At 70.2% G+C, this 14138-nt stretch carries 16 protein-coding genes and 3 pseudogenes; 10 read left to right on the top strand and 9 right to left on the bottom strand.

Annotation, left to right across the window (positions count from 1 at the left end):
* Positions 1–14 precede the first annotated feature (14 nt).
* Positions 15–287 (bottom strand): hypothetical protein, encoded by a 273-nt coding sequence (locus EES42_RS04425; RefSeq protein ID WP_124716753.1) that lies wholly within the window; start codon positions 285–287, stop codon positions 15–17.
* Positions 288–450: 163 nt separating this feature from the next.
* On the opposite strand from EES42_RS04425, the gene EES42_RS04420 reads away from it, so the two are divergent.
* The 4 genes and pseudogenes from EES42_RS04420 to EES42_RS04405 all read left to right on the top strand — a co-directional run.
* Complete coding sequence (locus EES42_RS04420; RefSeq protein WP_206433403.1) at positions 451–789, top strand: hypothetical protein; 339 nt, start codon at positions 451–453, stop codon at positions 787–789.
* 279 nt (positions 790–1068) lie between these two features.
* Entirely contained in the window at positions 1069–2331 is a 1263-nt protein-coding gene (locus tag EES42_RS04415) for a L,D-transpeptidase (RefSeq protein WP_124716751.1), read from the top strand.
* A gap of 169 nt (positions 2332–2500) precedes the next feature.
* Positions 2501–2650: pseudogene (locus EES42_RS04410) on the top strand (ABC transporter permease); the annotation flags it as partial.
* Positions 2647–3096: pseudogene (locus EES42_RS04405) on the top strand (ATP-binding cassette domain-containing protein); the annotation flags it as partial. The pseudogenes EES42_RS04410 and EES42_RS04405, both read left to right, overlap by 4 nt.
* A gap of 151 nt (positions 3097–3247) precedes the next feature.
* Here the strand turns inward: EES42_RS04405 and EES42_RS04400 are convergent.
* Positions 3248–3856 carry an RDD family protein gene (locus EES42_RS04400; RefSeq protein WP_323138504.1) on the bottom strand — a complete coding sequence of 203 codons (609 nt, stop codon included), beginning with the start codon at positions 3854–3856 and terminating at the stop codon, positions 3248–3250.
* 84 nt (positions 3857–3940) lie between these two features.
* Between EES42_RS04400 and EES42_RS04395 the strand changes: the two genes are divergently transcribed.
* Positions 3941–4453 (top strand): hypothetical protein, encoded by a 513-nt coding sequence (locus EES42_RS04395; protein WP_124716750.1) that lies wholly within the window; start codon positions 3941–3943, stop codon positions 4451–4453.
* A gap of 276 nt (positions 4454–4729) precedes the next feature.
* Here the strand turns inward: EES42_RS04395 and tgmC are convergent, their stop codons facing one another.
* From tgmC to EES42_RS44585, 5 genes are read right to left on the bottom strand one after another with little or no spacing between them, the layout of a single operon-like run.
* Positions 4730–5893 (bottom strand): ATP-grasp peptide maturase system methyltransferase, encoded by a 1164-nt coding sequence (gene tgmC, locus EES42_RS04390; protein WP_124716749.1) that lies wholly within the window; start codon positions 5891–5893, stop codon positions 4730–4732.
* Positions 5890–6846 (bottom strand): ATP-grasp ribosomal peptide maturase, encoded by a 957-nt coding sequence (tgmB, locus tag EES42_RS04385; protein WP_124716748.1) that lies wholly within the window; start codon positions 6844–6846, stop codon positions 5890–5892. The genes tgmC and tgmB overlap by 4 nt, the downstream gene beginning before the upstream one ends.
* Before the next feature lie 5 nt (positions 6847–6851).
* Positions 6852–7118 (bottom strand): putative ATP-grasp-modified RiPP, encoded by a 267-nt coding sequence (tgmA, locus tag EES42_RS04380; protein WP_124716747.1) that lies wholly within the window; start codon positions 7116–7118, stop codon positions 6852–6854.
* A gap of 29 nt (positions 7119–7147) precedes the next feature.
* Entirely contained in the window at positions 7148–7354 is a 207-nt protein-coding gene (locus EES42_RS04375; RefSeq protein WP_124716746.1) for a hypothetical protein, read from the bottom strand.
* Positions 7351–7521: a hypothetical protein gene (locus EES42_RS44585; RefSeq protein ID WP_164495163.1), complete on the bottom strand. Its 171-nt coding sequence runs from the start codon at positions 7519–7521 to the stop codon at positions 7351–7353. Before EES42_RS44585 ends, EES42_RS04375 begins: the two co-directional genes overlap by 4 nt.
* Positions 7522–7706: 185 nt before the next feature.
* Between EES42_RS44585 and EES42_RS47545 the strand changes: the two are divergent.
* From EES42_RS47545 to EES42_RS04365, 3 genes and pseudogenes are all read left to right on the top strand, one after another.
* Positions 7707–7883: pseudogene (locus tag EES42_RS47545) on the top strand (helix-turn-helix transcriptional regulator); the annotation flags it as partial.
* 87 nt (positions 7884–7970) lie between these two features.
* Positions 7971–8957: a transcriptional regulator gene (locus EES42_RS04370; protein ID WP_323138573.1), complete on the top strand. Its 987-nt coding sequence runs from the start codon at positions 7971–7973 to the stop codon at positions 8955–8957.
* A 16-nt stretch (positions 8958–8973) separates the two neighbouring features.
* The gene (locus EES42_RS04365; RefSeq protein WP_124716744.1) at positions 8974–9327 is read left to right on the top strand and encodes a hypothetical protein; all 354 of its coding nucleotides are present in this window, start codon (positions 8974–8976) and stop codon (positions 9325–9327) included.
* Positions 9328–9507: 180 nt separating this feature from the next.
* On the opposite strand, the gene EES42_RS04360 is transcribed toward EES42_RS04365, so the two are convergent.
* Positions 9508–11022, bottom strand: coding sequence for a hypothetical protein (locus EES42_RS04360; RefSeq protein ID WP_164495191.1), 1515 nt, complete (start codon positions 11020–11022; stop codon positions 9508–9510).
* Between the two features lie 339 nt (positions 11023–11361).
* Between EES42_RS04360 and EES42_RS44580 the strand changes: the two genes are divergently transcribed.
* Positions 11362–11529, top strand: a complete 168-nt coding sequence (locus EES42_RS44580) for a hypothetical protein (protein ID WP_164495162.1) — start codon at positions 11362–11364, stop codon at positions 11527–11529.
* Between the two features lie 208 nt (positions 11530–11737).
* Positions 11738–13117 carry an NADP-specific glutamate dehydrogenase gene (gene gdhA, locus EES42_RS04355; RefSeq protein WP_124716743.1) on the top strand — a complete coding sequence of 460 codons (1380 nt, stop codon included), beginning with the start codon at positions 11738–11740 and terminating at the stop codon, positions 13115–13117.
* A gap of 60 nt (positions 13118–13177) precedes the next feature.
* On the opposite strand, the gene EES42_RS04350 is transcribed toward gdhA, so the two are convergent.
* On the bottom strand, positions 13178–13579 hold the full coding sequence (locus tag EES42_RS04350) for a DUF2568 domain-containing protein (RefSeq protein WP_124716742.1): 402 nt from the start codon (positions 13577–13579) through the stop codon (positions 13178–13180).
* Between the last annotated feature and the right edge of the window lie 559 nt (positions 13580–14138).

Here is a 14138-nt window from a genome sequence, read left to right as displayed (position 1 = left end):
TCGCGGGACAGCCCTCAGGCGTCGGCGCGGCGTGCCGAGTGGGTGACGAACGCCGCGCCGATGCCCAGGAACGTCATGCCGCCGATCAGATACGGGGTGGTGTCGACGCCCGTCCCGGTGTCGGCCAGCCTCGGACCGGCCGCGGTGTCCCCGGCGACGGTGGTGGTGGCCGGTCCGCTCCGGCTGCCCGGTTCGTCCGTCGCGTTGGCGGACGGGACGAACCACAGGGCGGCCAGCAACGTGGCCGCGGCGGTGGCGGTCAGGAGCGGGCGGCGAGCGATGACCACGGAATCGATCCCCTTGTCACGGCCGTGAGTTAGTCATGTGCGCCGATGCTAGCGCCCCTGCGGTGAAAGCAGCGGGTCGCGGGAGAGCCGGGAGTGCGGGGAGCCTACGCTCCGTCACATGAGCACTTCTGAGACATCACGCTTTGTTCGGCTTCGCGTCGAAATGGTGCTGGAGATCACCGACCCCGCCGCCCTCAGCGGCACCGCCCTCGAATCGATCGCCGCCGAGTACGGGGAACCGGGCGGCGAGTCCGCCGAGGAACGCACGCACGCCGAGCGTGCCGTACGGGAGGACGGCGCGGAGGCGCTGGCCTCCCTCATCGACCCGTTCGACCTGGTCGGCGAGGTGCCCGGGGTCGAGCTCGCGCAGGCCTCCTGGAGCAGCGAGACCGTCGACTACGACCCCGACGACCCGGACGCCTGGGACCTCGACGACGAGGACGGCGAGGAGGACGAGGACGACGACGCCGGGAGCGGTGGCGACGTCCCGCACAATGGGTGAGGACGACGACGGTCACGTCGCCGCGAGCGGTGGGACCGGAAGCTGGTGAACACCGGCCCCGGACCGTTTCGTACGCGGTCCGGGGCCGTGCCGTTCACCGGACGCCCCTACGTGACCGGCGTCGGGAACCACCGCAGCCGCGGACGCGTCGTTGAGTGTTGTTCCCCACATCTTTCGCGGATGTGGAACGGAGAACCCTTTCCATGGGTTCTAGGACCATTGACGGGTTTCGCCGGTCGACGGCGGTTGTGCTCGGGGTTTTTTGGGGATTCGGCAACGATGGAGAAGCTTGTGATGACGGACAGCAAGCGGCGCAGGGGCCTGATGGCCGCGTCCGCACTGCTCGGCGGCGTACTGGTGCTCACCGCCTGCAACGACAGCGGGGACAGCAGTGCCGAGGGCTCGAAGAAGTCGCAGGCTGCCGAGGTCGACAAGGCGGCGGCCCAGGACGCCTCGGAAGCGCAGATAGCGATCTCGCCGAAGAACGGCGCGACCAACGCGAGCATCAACAACGACGCCAAGGTCACCGTCACCAAGGGCAAGCTGTCCGAGGTCACCATGACCACGGCGGCCGGAGACGCGGTCAAGGGCACGCTCTCCGCCGACGGCGCGAGCTGGAAGCCGGACGTCCAGCTGGAGCGCTCGACCACGTACAAGATCAGCGCGACGGCGAAGGACTCCAAGGGCCGCGAGGCGCACGAGAACTCCTCCTTCACCACCGTCTCGCCCGCCAACAGCTTCATCGGGAACTTCACCCCCGAGGACGGCTCCACGGTCGGCGTCGGCATGCCGGTCTCGATCAACTTCAACAAGGCGATCACGGACAAGAAGGCCGTCCAGGCCGGTATCACCGTGACGTCCAGCAGCGGCCAGCAGGTCGTCGGCCACTGGTTCAACTCGCAGCGTCTCGACCTGCGCCCCGAGAACTACTGGCAGGGCGGCTCCACCGTCACGCTGAAGCTGGCGCTGGACGGCGTCGAGGGCGCCGACGGCGTCTTCGGTGTGCAGCAGAAGACGGTCACCTTCAAGGTCGGCCGCAACCAGGTCTCGACGGTCGACGCCAACACGAAGATGATGACCGTCACCCAGGACGGCAAGACGATCAAGACCATCCCGATCTCCTCCGGCTCCTCCTCCAACCCCACGTACAACGGGCAGATGGTGATCTCCGAGAAGTTCAAGGAGACCCGGATGAACGGTGCGACGGTCGGCTTCACCGACGACGACGGCAAGGGCGAGTACGACATCAAGGACGTGCCGCACGCCATGCGTCTGTCCACCTCGGGCACCTTCATCCACGGCAACTACTGGGGCGCGCGGTCGATCTTCGGCAGCGCCAACACCAGCCACGGCTGTGTCGGCCTCGCCGACGTGAAGGGCGCGAGCGACGCCAACCAGCCCGCCGCCTGGTTCTACAACAACTCCCTCGTCGGCGACGTGGTCATCGTCAAGAACTCCCCGGACAAGACCATCACCCCCGACAACGGCCTCAACGGCTGGAACATGAGCTGGGCCGAGTGGACGGCGGGCTCCCAGGCCTGACCCGACCCCGCGCGCCCGTTCCCGGCGCGGCCCGAACCCCGTACGGAGGCGGCGGTACCCGGATCCCCTCGGATCCGCGGTGCCGCCGCCTCCGGCGTTCGTAAGACTTCTCATCGCGCTTTCATCGCGGCCTTGTCCCGCCATCACAAGCACTCCTTAGCTTCGCGCCATGTTTTTCACCTACCTCCGGCGCGAGCTGCGCCGTCGCAGAAAGGCGGCGCTGGTCGTCGCCTCGGGGCTCGCGCTGGTCATCGTCGTCAGCTCGGTCTCCACCGGCATGAGCCGGGCCCAGGACAAGGTCCTGGAATCGCTGTACGGCTGCGCGCCGAGAACATCGGGTTCGTCTTCCAGAGCTTCAACCTGATCCCGACGCTCACCGCCCAGGAGAACGTCGAGACCGCTCTCGTACCGCTCGGCGGCCGGGCGGCCGAGCGCCGGAAGCGGGCCGCCGAGGCTCTGGAGTCCGTAGGGCTCGGTGAGCGGCTCGGGCATCTGCCCAGCGAGATGTCCGGGGGCCAGCAGCAGCGGGTGGCGATCGCCCGGGCACTGGTGAAGCGGCCGAAGGTACTGCTCGCCGACGAGCCCACCGGCAACCTCGACGAGTCGATGCGCGACGAGGTCATGGAGGTGCTGGAGACCATGTGGAAGGAGCACGGCCTGACCTTCGTCATGGTCACGCACGACAGCGCCATCGCCCGGCGGGCGCCCCGGCTCGCGACGATCCGCAAGGGCAAGGTCACCATCACGGAGAACGCGGCGGCCTGACACGGGACTTGGGGGACCGGGCTCGGGGGACCGGGCTTGGGCTATGTGGCCCGGGACACGGGGCTCGGGACACGGGGCTCGGAATACGGGGCCCCGGGCCCGGGAGGGCACTTGCCGGGGCCGGCCCGGGCGGGTGGGCTTGAGCCGGGCCTCAGTGGTGGGTGGGCGCGGTGGCCGCGACGGCGGTCCGGTGGGCGGTGAGGTCACTGTGACGGACCAGGCGCAGGCCCAGCGGATCGGCGCGCAGCTCGCCGTTCCCGCCGTTCCAGAGAGAGGTACGGGGCAGGACGCCGGGTCCCGAGAGCAGCGAACGCAGCCCGTACCAGGGTTGCAGCGGCAGCCAGCCGAGCCCGTACAGCCAGCGCAGCAGCAGTAACCAGGGCCCCGGGCGCCCGGCGTCGGGCAGTCTGACCACCCGTATCCCCATGATCAGCTTGCCCGCGCCGGCCCCGGTGAGCGCGGTGAGGACCACATGGTTGAGGAAGGAGAACGCGAGCGCCGGGCCGAGCAGCAGGCCGGCCGCCTCGGTGACCTCTGCCGTGTCCACGTACGGCCGGGCGAGTAGGCCGACGGTGACCAGGCAGAGGTAGCAGTCGAGGCCGACGGCGAGATAGCGGCGCATGTCGCCCGCACGCGGAGGTACCCGCGCCGCGTGCGGAGCCGCGCGGTACCCGGGTGCGGGCGGGAGGGCCGGGCGGGGCGTCGGCAGAGGCGCTCCGGGGAGGTTCCGGGTACGTCCCGTCCCCCGTGAAATTGTCATGACGGCATCATGTCTGATGAGCCGTCACCGTGCGCCCGGGAACCGCGTGTACGCCGTCTGCCGACCCGCATTAGTCTCACAGTCATGACCGCCGCCATCACCGCCATGATCACCGCAGTGGTCGGGGTGCTCGGAACCCTCCTCGCCCCGGTGTTCGTGCAACGGCTGACCGTACGCCAGCGCGCCGAGGAGACCCGACTGGCGGACGAGCGACGGAAGTTCGAGGAGCTGCGCACCCAGTACACGGCCATGAACCGGGCCTCCCGGCAGTTCCACACCCTCCTCAAGGACGCCCTGCACCGCATCCGCGACGACGTCTACACCGAGCAGGAACGCAACCAGCTCGAAGAGGCCCGCCTGGACCACCGGGACCGCTACGCCGAGGCGCAGATGATCGTCCCCGAGCGGATACTCCAGGCGTCCCGCGACCTCAACCGGGTGCTCGCCGCCGGTGACGCCGTCGTCAAGCGCCTGGACCGGGGCGTGCCCCGCGACGGCGAGAACGTCGAACGGGCCATGGAGGACCTGAAGGCGGCCGGCCCCTGCCTCGACGCGATGCGCCAGCTGATGCGCCAGGACCTCGGCGTCACGGACTGACCCGGGCGCACAGCCCGACTCGTCTGCCCCAACGCCCTCTGACCAGCAAAAGCAGGTCATGGGCTCTTTTTCGTGGAGTGGTGGGCCTTGCTTCACCTCGTTCCGTGCCGGCTGAGACCGGACGTCACGGCAACGAACGCAGCCGTGAAGGCAGCCACCAAGGTAGCCACGCCTCGTCGGGCCGGAGACCGTGTCGGGGCTATCGCGGCGCCTCAGGCTTCTTGATGTCCCGGCTCACCGGAAGCGGTTCGTCGTCCAGGTCCCGAGAGCAGGGGTTCAGGCGACCCGGTGTTCCCAGCGCAGGGAGGGGCCCCGGTCGATCCAGTACTGGTGGGATGCGGGCGTCACACGGAGCCGTGTGGCGGTGATCTCCGGGCTGCCCGCTTCCTGCCAGGCCGTGAGAGCCCCCTCGATGTCGTCCCACAGGGACACGGGCCCGCCCTGGCGAACCCGCCAGCTCTCGCCGTCGGGGGTCAACGTGGCGAACGACTCGCGTTCCGGGGTGAAGAGGTAGAGGAGTTGTGCACCCTCGCTCGTTGTGGCGCGGACGAGCTGAGCGCCGGGCGCCGCGAGCTGCGCGAGGAACGCGGGCATCCACTCGCCCAGCCTGAGTGGTGACACCTTCGCCTGCCGCTCGCTGTCGGCGTAGGCCGCGCGTGCCGATAGGTCGCCGGCCACCGGCGCGGCGGTCTGCGATCGGGCCTGCACGAATGAGGCCGGCCCGATGATCCGGCCCTCGGCCTCGCCGTCCTCGTTCACGGTCACCTTGGCCAGCCCGGCGCCGTTCGCCCACGAGCCGACCGTGGCCAGGATGATTCCGCCGGGCTTGGTCTGCCGCACCCATGTGTAAGGGATGCGGCGGACCGCGCAGGTGGCGATGACCCGGTCGTACGGTGCCCGCCGGGGATGCCCGAGGAGGCCGTCACCGGTCACGGTCCACGTGGAGTAGCCCGCGGTTTCCAGGGCGGCATCCGCGCGTGCGGCAACCTCCGGGTCCACCTCGACGGTGGTGACGTTGTCCTCGCCGAGGCGGTGGCACATGAGAGCTGCGGAGTACCCGGTCCCGGTGCCGATCTCCAGAACCTGGTGGCCGCTCTCCACGTCCAGGCTTTCGATCATGCCGAGCACGAGGGTCGGGGTTGTGGAGGAGGAGGTGGGCAGCCCTGCCACGGGTTCGCTCACTTGGTCGGCGGTGAGGTGCCCGTCGAGCTGGGTGGTCAGCGTGTCGAGGGTGTAGGCGGTTCTGACCCACTCCGCAGGGTCGGAGCCGACAGCCGTCACAGGCCGCCACTGTGCGCCCTCGGGCAGGAACACACCGGGGTTCAGGAAGAGTTCACGAGGGACCGCCTCGACGGCTGCCCGCCATGCCGGAGTCTTGAGGGCGCCGGCCTGTGCGAGTTGGGCGGCGAGCTTTCGCCGCTCGGGCGAGGTGTCGGTCATGGGCTCTCTCCCGCCAGTAGGGCCGCGAACGCGGCGGACATGTGCAGACCGGTGTGCGGCTCCAGCCATCCCCACTGACCGTTGGGGTTGAGCTCAAGCCACCACAGGCCGCCCTTCTGGTCCTCCGCGAGGTCGAAGCTGCCGGACCGCAACCCGTAGTGATCCAGGCAGGCCTGAAGCGCCTTTTCGACTGCCCTGGGCAGATCTACCACGCTGTACGACAGGGCCGAATAGTCCTTGCGCCAGTCCAGGAGGCCGGACGTGATCCGTACGGTGAACACCTGCCGACCGACGATCAAGACGCGTAGGTCGGCCACCTTGGCGACGACGGCTTGGAACAGGTGGGGTGCCACCCGCAGGCTCTCGTCGATCTCGTCGACGGTGACCGGATCGGCCCAGCCGGTCACTGGGACGCCGTCCCGCCAGTAGGGCGTCCAGCGCAGCGTTTTGTAGATCACCCGATCGTGGGCCGAGATGAACTCGCGCGCGTCGTCGGGATCGTTGGTCACCAGCGTGGGTGGCACTGTCAGTCCGAGACGTTGGGCCGTAGCCAACTGTGCTGGCTTGTAGTCGGCCGCCGCGACGCGGAGGGGGTGATTCACCCAGAGCGGCCTCTCCATGGCGTACAGGGCGCCGCCAAGGCCGTACCGGACCTGAGCAGCAGCGAACTGGGCATCGTCCTGGCTCAGGCTCGGAAACGTCGGCCAGATGGGACGGCGCCAGTACACCGCGCGGACGTGGGCGAGGCCGGCGGTTTTCGACGGGGTACGCACCTGCCCGGCCAGAGGGGCCAGGCAGGTGCCGAACCGAGCCGAGACTGTCAGGTCCGCCCCGATGTCGGCCGGGTCGAATCGGACTACCGGCACATCGAGCCGATTGAGTTCCGTGATCACCATGTCGGCGGTGATGTCATCCGCCTCGGTGGCCACGAGTACGGGCCTCTTCTCGGTCACGGCCATCAGTCCTGGTTGCTGTCCTGGTCGTGACCTTGGTCGTTGCCGGACTGGCCGTCGGAGCTGGTGGAGGTCGAGGTCTCGGTGGCGGAGCTGGTCCCGTGCTTGCCCATCTCGACCACCTGCCCGGCACGGTCTCGGAACACCCCGAGCTGGGTCGCGGGGTCGACGGTGACGGTGGCGTGTGGTCGGCGAATGGTGGTCGGGTAGGGCGCAAGTCGGCTCGCGCCCCACGGCCGTGCGTGGGTGGTGAATGCGACGGAGGTGTTCATGGGACTCCTTGGGCGAGGGGGTGGGTGCCTCAGGAAAGAGCGGGTTGAACGTTGTCGGCCGCCGTTGTCCACTCGATTCCGGACGGGGGGCGAATGTGCGCGAGCCGTACCGTGCCGTGGTTGTGGAGTTCGTGGGTGACGGCGACGAGCACGCCTTCCCCGCGCGAGGCGATGTCACGGACGGGTGTGTTCAGGAGCGGGTGCTGCTCGTGGCCGTCGGGACCGACCGGGTTCACGTCCCGGTGTCCCGCTGGGCCTCGACGCGGCGCATGAACCTCTCCCAGCCGTCCGCCGCCCGCATCCGCAGGGCCCGGCTCGGCGCACCGGGGAGGGGCTCCGGCGGGGTGAGCGTGTGGTCGTCGGCAATGACGGGGGGCCTGCAGGGCGGTTCGGATGTCGTCACGCTTCTGCTCCTCTCTGCGAGAAACCGCCAGAAGGGCTCCTGACCTCCACGAGCGGCGTGTGACCAGTGAACGACGATCCGTTACGTTCTCCCAGAGTGGACCTCGCGCAATGCCCGGGCGTTTCCCAGGCGTTGCTGGGCCTCGCGTGCAGGGAAGGGTTCTCGTGAGGGGAGGCCGATGAACAATGAGGCGTAAGTGTTTCGCCGAGCAGCGTGTGGCGCAGGGTTATTCTCAGGAGGAATTCGCAGAAGCGCTTGCGGTCGCCGCGTCCACCGTGGTCCGTTGGGAGAGCGGTCGTGCCACCCCGCAACCGCACCAACGGCCCAGGATCGCCGGTCTGTTGGAAGTGACCCTCCCCGAACTGGAAGCCCTTCTCTCGGAAGGGCAGCCGGCCGAGACCGCCGCGCCTTCCGACACCCCACCTCTCCTCCACGGTGATGATGACGACATGAAGCGCCGCGAAGTCCTGGGCCTGCTCGCCGTCACGGGCGCGCTGGTCGCTCTCCCCGATCCCGACGACGTCACCCGGGGGTACGCGGCATCGGCGCTTTCGGTGACGGGCGATGCCCTGCACCGCAGCCTCTGGCAGCTCTTCACGCTCTCGGACTCCAAGCAGGTCGTCTTCCCCGCAGTCCGCGGACAGCTCGATGTGATGGCGAAGGCGCTGACCGAGGCACGCACAGCCGGGGACAGGGCTAGGTTGTGTCGAATGACGGCCGACCTCTACCAGCTCGGCGGTGAGCTTTTCTTTGACGCCAACCGGTACACCGACGCTGCCCAGTGCTACACGCTGGCCGCCCACGCCGCTCATGCCGGCGGGGACCACGACCTCTGGGCCTGTGCCATGACCCGCCATGCGTACGTCGAGTTGTACGCGCGCCGCGCGCCCGCTGCCCAGCCCTTGCTGGCGGCGGCGGCCCGGGTCGCTCAGCGGGGCGACGGCACACTCTCCACCCGTCACTGGGTTGCCGCCGTCCAGGCGCAGACGTACGCGGCGATGGGTGACCTCGACGCCTGCAACCGGGCTCTGGACGAAGCCGAGAAGGTGCACCGCCTCGGTGGCGGGCACTCCCACAACGGCGGCTGGCTCCGCTTCGACGGCTCCCGCCTCGCCGAGGAACGCGGAGCCTGCTACCTCCAGCTCGGCCGCCCCGACCTTGCCGAAGACGCCCTGACCACAGCCCTTGCCCAGCCATTGTCGCTGCGTCGCCGAGCGGCCGTTCTGAGCGACCTCGCTGTTCTCGGGGCGTGCAGGCGAGACATCGACCAGGTCGTGCACTATGCGGAGCAAGCGCTCGGACTGGCCGACCGGTCGCACTCGGGATTCATCGGCAAGAAGTTGGACGGGCTCCGAGGGCGCCTTGCCCCGCTCGCGGCCGATGGTCGAATCTCGGACCTGGATCACCGAATCGCGGCGCTTCCGCGTACCGCATGACGAGAGGGACACGCGCATGAGTGACGGCCGGATCTTCCGCGAGGCGTGGATCGACGGAGTGAACAAGCACTACCCCGGCGAGCCGAAGTCCGGCTACGTCACGCCGTGGGACCAGACCCCGGAGTGGGAGCGCGAGGCGGCCACCGCCGTGTTCGGACAGGTACGCGACTTCATCGACGTCAGCGGAGGCCATGCGGCCCGGCTCACCCGCGAGCAGAAGGGCCGTTTCGTCGCGATCTGCTGGACTGCCCAGATGTTCAGGCATTTTGAGGACCCGAAGCCTGGTTACGTAGCCGACTGGGCCGACCTGCCGGCCTGGCAGCGGGAGACGGACGCGGACATCTTCGAGCGCATCGAGCAGACCTTCTGACCATTGGAACGGCGACGTTCCCGTCCGGGTCGACCTGGACGGGAACGTCTCCTTACGTAGCCATGAAGGCAGCCGAGGAAGCGTCCTTCCTGCATGTTCGTGCAGGTCGTATCGTTGCGGTGACCGTCCCCCGGCGGAAAGCCCTTGAGCCCTCCCCGCCCCGTCGACAGGCCCCGCCTCTCAGCAGGACCCGAACGGCCACAGCCGGTAGCGCGAATCCAGCCGGTACTCCCCGGCCCGCCGCACCGTCAGCCGGGTCCACTCGCCGTCCTGCCGCAGGCACCCGCCGCCGTCCGCCCGCAGCCACGGCGAGTGGGCGATCCGTACCGTCACCGAACCGGCGGCGGGCATCCGTACCACCAGGGAGGCATCGTCCCCGCGTACGACGGAGCCCGGCGCGGAGACCAGGGGCACGGCGCCGCGCACCCGGTAGATCCGCCACCCGGCGTCCCGCCACACCGGCTCCAGCCAGTCGGCGCCGCGCCGGACGATCTGCGCCTCCGCCTCGGCCGGCCCGTCCGGCCTGCCGTTGTGCAGCACGACCAGGCCCACGCCCCACCGGTCCAGCCAGGCCCGGTACGCCGCCGGGGTCGGCCGCCCCTCGTAGAACAGCCGCCCGCGCTCCACATCGAGCTGCCGGTTCCAGCCGCGCGCCATGTTCACGTACGGGGCGAGCACGGTCGCCTCGCGGTGGTTGCGGGCCGGTACGACCTCCACCCGGGTCCGCCCGGCGCCGAGCCGGCGCAGCTCGGCGACCAGCTCGTCGGTGTGCTCCGCCCAGGCGGGCACGGAGGTCGAGACCCGCAGATCGTCGTCCGTCTTGTCGATCAGCCAGCCCGTGTTGCACACCAGCATCCCGGCGAGCAGCAGGGCCCGCACCCGCACCGGTGCCCCGCCCCGCGCCCACCGGGGCAGGACGGTCAGCAGCGCCGCCAGCAGTACGGGCGGGCCGGCCACCCCCACCAGCCGCTCCACGTTCGTCCCGATCGGCGAGGCGACCAGGAAGGTCAGGACGACGCCGACCGCGTACACCGCGCCCGCGGACCGGACCACCCGCCAGCCGCCCTCGCGCGGCGCCGCGAGGCACAGCGCCGCGCACACCGCCAGCGGCATCCACAACTTGCCCGCCGCCATGGGCTGTTCACCCGTGAACGGGAAAACCAGCGTCGTCGCGGCCACCACCACGACCGGCGGTACGACGAGCCCGGCCGCCCGCCGCCACTGCCGGGCCGACCCGTACGCCGCGCCCGCCACCACCAGGAACAGCCCGGCCACCGGGCTCGCCGCCGTGGCCAACGCCGCGCAGCCCGCCGCGACGCCCGCCCGACGCCGTACGTACAGCAGCGCGACCAGCCCGATCGCGACGCCCAGCGCGAACGTGGTGCGCCCGGACGCGACATTGCACCAGAGCGTCAGCGAACCGAGCACCGCGACCGCGGCCGGCCACCGCACCCCGCTCCGTACACAGAGCCGCCCCAGCGCCCACGACCCGCAGAGCCCGGCGGCCACGGTCACCGCCCGTACCCCGAACACCGCCATGAGCGGCGGTGTCAGCAGGCTGTAGTTGGCGGTGTGCGTCCCTCCGTACCAGGAGAGGTTGTACGCGGATGCCGGATGCCGGGAGGCGAAACCGGCCCAGGCGAGCTGCGCCGCCAGGTCACCGCCGCCGGTGGCCAGCACCAGCGCCCACAGCATGTACAGCGGCACCACGACGAGCACCGCGATCCCCGGCACCCGCCACCGTGCCGGGCCCCCGGCGGACGCCCGGTCGGCCTCCCGCCCGACCTCCCGGTCGCGTTGCTTCTCGCGAGGCGCGGTGCTCTCGGTGATCCCCACCCGGCAAACCCTAGTGGGGCCGTCCGGGCCGGGGCGGGACCTCGGCGCACGGGCCGGTGGTACAGCCGGCTACACCATGGAACAGGGAGACAGGCCCCTCGTGGCGACCGCCTCCCGTCAACAGAATGGGGACATCACGAGGACACAGGACATCACGAGGCCACAGGACACACCCGGCCACCCACACGGAGGAACCCCATGAAGGCACTGCTCTGGATCGTGCTCTGCGCTGCGGTCGTCGCGAACGTCTCGCTCAATCTGATGGAGAACAACGCTCTTCACATCGTGCTGAGCGTGGTCTCGGGGCTGGTCGTCCTCGCGTCCGGAACGGGGTTGTGGATGCTGCGCCGCGAGGCGCGCGCGTAGCGGCCTCCCTCTTGCGGCGGTCCCCTTGAAAGGATCTCCGGTGCTACTGGGACAATGGGTGGGCCACAACGGTTCTGTACGTCGCTTCCGTGAGCCGCAGAGCGTGCGATGTCTGGGCGACGCCCTCAATGGGGAGGGGGACCGCCGGCGCCCCCCCGGGACGGGGGCGTCTTCGCGCGCATGCCCACCGACGGAAGGTCTTGACCTGATGCAGGCCACCCCTGATTCCGTAACCCCGCACGCCACCGAGAGCCGCGTCATCGAGCCGCTGTACGCCGAGATCCTCCGGCGCAACCAGGGCGAGAAGGAATTCCACCAGGCGGTACGGGAGGTCCTGGAGACCCTCGGCCCGGTCCTCGCGAAGCGACCGGAGTTCGTCGACGCCAGGATCATCGAGCGTGTCTGCGAGCCGGAGCGCCAGCTCATCTTCCGGGTGCCGTGGTCGGACGACTCCGGCGACATCCACGTCAACCGCGGCTTCCGGGTCGAGTTCTCCAGCTCGCTGGGCCCGTACAAGGGCGGGCTGCGTTTCCACCCCTCGGTCAACCTCGGCATCGTGAAGTTCCTCGGCTTCGAGCAGATCTTCAAGAACGCGCTCACCGGCATGCCCATCGGCGGCGGCAAGGGCGGCGCGGACTTCGACCCCAAGGGCCGCTCGGACGCCGAGATCATGCGGTTCTGCCAGTCGTTCATGACCGAACTCCACCGCCACCTCGGTGAGTACACCGACGTCCCCGCCGGTGACATCGGGGTCGGCGGCCGGGAGATCGGCTACCTGTTCGGCCAGTACAAGCGGATCACCAACCGCTACGAGTCCGGCGTCCTCACCGGAAAGGGGCTCGGCTGGGGCGGTGCCCAGGCGCGGACCGAGGCGACCGGCTACGGCTGTGTCATGTTCACCGCTGAGATGCTGCGCAGCCGGGGCGAGTCCCTCGACGGCCAGCGCATCGTCGTCTCCGGCTCGGGCAATGTCGCGATCTACGCGATCGAGAAGGCCCAGCAGCTCGGCGCGACCGTGCTGACCTGCTCCGACTCCGACGGCTACATCGTGGACGAGAAGGGCATCGACCTCGCCCTCCTCAAGGAGATCAAGGAGGCCGGCCGCGGCCGCGTCTCCGAGTACGCGGAACGCCGCGGCGAGCACGTCAAGTACGTCCCCGGCACCGGCGTCTGGAACGTCCCCTGCGACGTGGCCCTGCCCTGCGCCACCCAGAACGAACTCCACGAGGCCGACACGCTGGCCCTGGTGCGCAACGGCGTCAAGGCGGTCGCCGAGGGCGCCAACATGCCCACCACACCGGAGGCCGTACGCGTCCTCCAGGAGGCGGGCGTCGCCTTCGCCCCCGGCAAGGCGGCCAACGCGGGCGGCGTGGCCACCAGCGCCCTGGAGATGCAGCAGAACGCCTCGCGCGACTCCTGGACCTTCTCCCACACCGAGGAGCGCCTCGCGGAGATCATGCGCCACATCCACGACTCCTGCTACACCACTGCGGAGCGCTACGGCAGCCCCGGCAACTACGTGGTCGGCGCCAACATCGCCGGCTTCGAGCTGGTCGCGGACGCGATGCTGGCCCAGGGCCTGATCTGATCCGGCCCCTCTGATGTGCCTGTGGCCCGGCCGCCTCGTGCGACCGGGCCACAGGCGTCCTCAGACAGCCGACTCCGGTACCGCACGACGCCGAAAGGTCTCCGCCAGCCCCGTATTCACGACCACCACCACCCCGAAGAACACCGCCCCGACCGAGTGCCCCACGGCATGCACCGCGTACACACCACACCCGAGCACCACCGCCTTCACCACCAGAACCCCCACGAGCGGCGGCCGGAAGCGGGCCCGGGGCGCGGCGAACATCCCCCAGACCACGGCGGCGACAACGGGCGCCCCGACCCCCAGCAGCAGCCGGCCGGCCACCCCGCCCCCGGTGGCGAAACCCCACCAGGCCAGCGCGGCCAGCGCCGCCAACTCGACGACGAACGCCACGGCCTCATTGACCATGAACCAGGGGCGCCCGGCATAGGGGGCGGGAATGCGGTGCTCTTCGCTCGTCATCGACGGGAGCTCCTTCTCGTACGGCGGTCGGTGGTCGGTCCCCGCCGGAATCGTCACCGGCCGAGCGCCGGGGCGATGGGGCGGAGTGCGGTACCCGCGGGCCCGGGCCCTCGGCCTCGTAGGAGTATGAGCCTTCGGCCCGGTCGTAGGTTCGGCGACCGGTGTTACGCCCAGCGGACGACGTGGGTGTTGTTCACCCACGAGGAGGCCACGTTGGCCGCGGTGGGGCCGTGGACTCCGCCGCTCATGGGCAGGCCGCACAGGTCGACGTGGTCTCCGGCGAGCTGCGTGGATGCGGGACGCGGCCGTCGGCAGCCGCCTTCCGGCAGGCGTGTCGGAGGCGCTGCCGTACCCGACCGGCCGCATCGCGCACGGCAGTTGGGCGACGACAGGCACGCAGCGCCTCCGCCCGGCGCCGGTGCGCCGGAGGGGCGTCAGCCCGCGTGCCGCCACCAGAAGGAGCCCGGGTGGAAGTGCTTGGTCACGCCGAGCCGGCGCCAGATCGGGGCAAGGATCTTCCGCAGTTCCGGGTCTGCGTGGATGAAGGCGTTCGGCAACT

This window comes from Streptomyces sp. ADI95-17, from assembly GCF_003846175.1.
GTDB classification, from domain to species: Bacteria; Actinomycetota; Actinomycetes; order Streptomycetales; family Streptomycetaceae; genus Streptomyces; species Streptomyces sanglieri.
Note: the sequence above shows the minus strand (reverse complement) of the source record. Positions and strands in the feature narration are given on the sequence as shown.

Excerpts from the sequence above, each read along its gene's own strand:
- EES42_RS04420 (WP_206433403.1), top strand. The coding sequence starts at position 451 with ATGGTGCTGGAGATCACCGACCCCGCCGCCCTCAGCGGCACCGCCCTC.
- EES42_RS04415 (WP_124716751.1), top strand. The coding sequence starts at position 1,069 with ATGGAGAAGCTTGTGATGACGGACAGCAAGCGGCGCAGGGGCCTGATG.
- EES42_RS04400 (WP_323138504.1), bottom strand. The coding sequence starts at position 3,856 with ATGACAATTTCACGGGGGACGGGACGTACCCGGAACCTCCCCGGAGCG.
- EES42_RS04395 (WP_124716750.1), top strand. The coding sequence starts at position 3,941 with ATGACCGCCGCCATCACCGCCATGATCACCGCAGTGGTCGGGGTGCTC.
- tgmC (WP_124716749.1), bottom strand. The coding sequence starts at position 5,893 with ATGACCGACACCTCGCCCGAGCGGCGAAAGCTCGCCGCCCAACTCGCA.
- tgmA (WP_124716747.1), bottom strand. The coding sequence starts at position 7,118 with ATGAACACCTCCGTCGCATTCACCACCCACGCACGGCCGTGGGGCGCG.
- EES42_RS04370 (WP_323138573.1), top strand. The coding sequence starts at position 7,971 with ATGAAGCGCCGCGAAGTCCTGGGCCTGCTCGCCGTCACGGGCGCGCTG.
- EES42_RS04365 (WP_124716744.1), top strand. The coding sequence starts at position 8,974 with ATGAGTGACGGCCGGATCTTCCGCGAGGCGTGGATCGACGGAGTGAAC.
- EES42_RS04360 (WP_164495191.1), bottom strand. The coding sequence starts at position 11,022 with ATGCTGTGGGCGCTGGTGCTGGCCACCGGCGGCGGTGACCTGGCGGCG.
- EES42_RS44580 (WP_164495162.1), top strand. The coding sequence starts at position 11,362 with ATGAAGGCACTGCTCTGGATCGTGCTCTGCGCTGCGGTCGTCGCGAAC.
- gdhA (WP_124716743.1), top strand. The coding sequence starts at position 11,738 with ATGCAGGCCACCCCTGATTCCGTAACCCCGCACGCCACCGAGAGCCGC.
- EES42_RS04350 (WP_124716742.1), bottom strand. The coding sequence starts at position 13,579 with ATGACGAGCGAAGAGCACCGCATTCCCGCCCCCTATGCCGGGCGCCCC.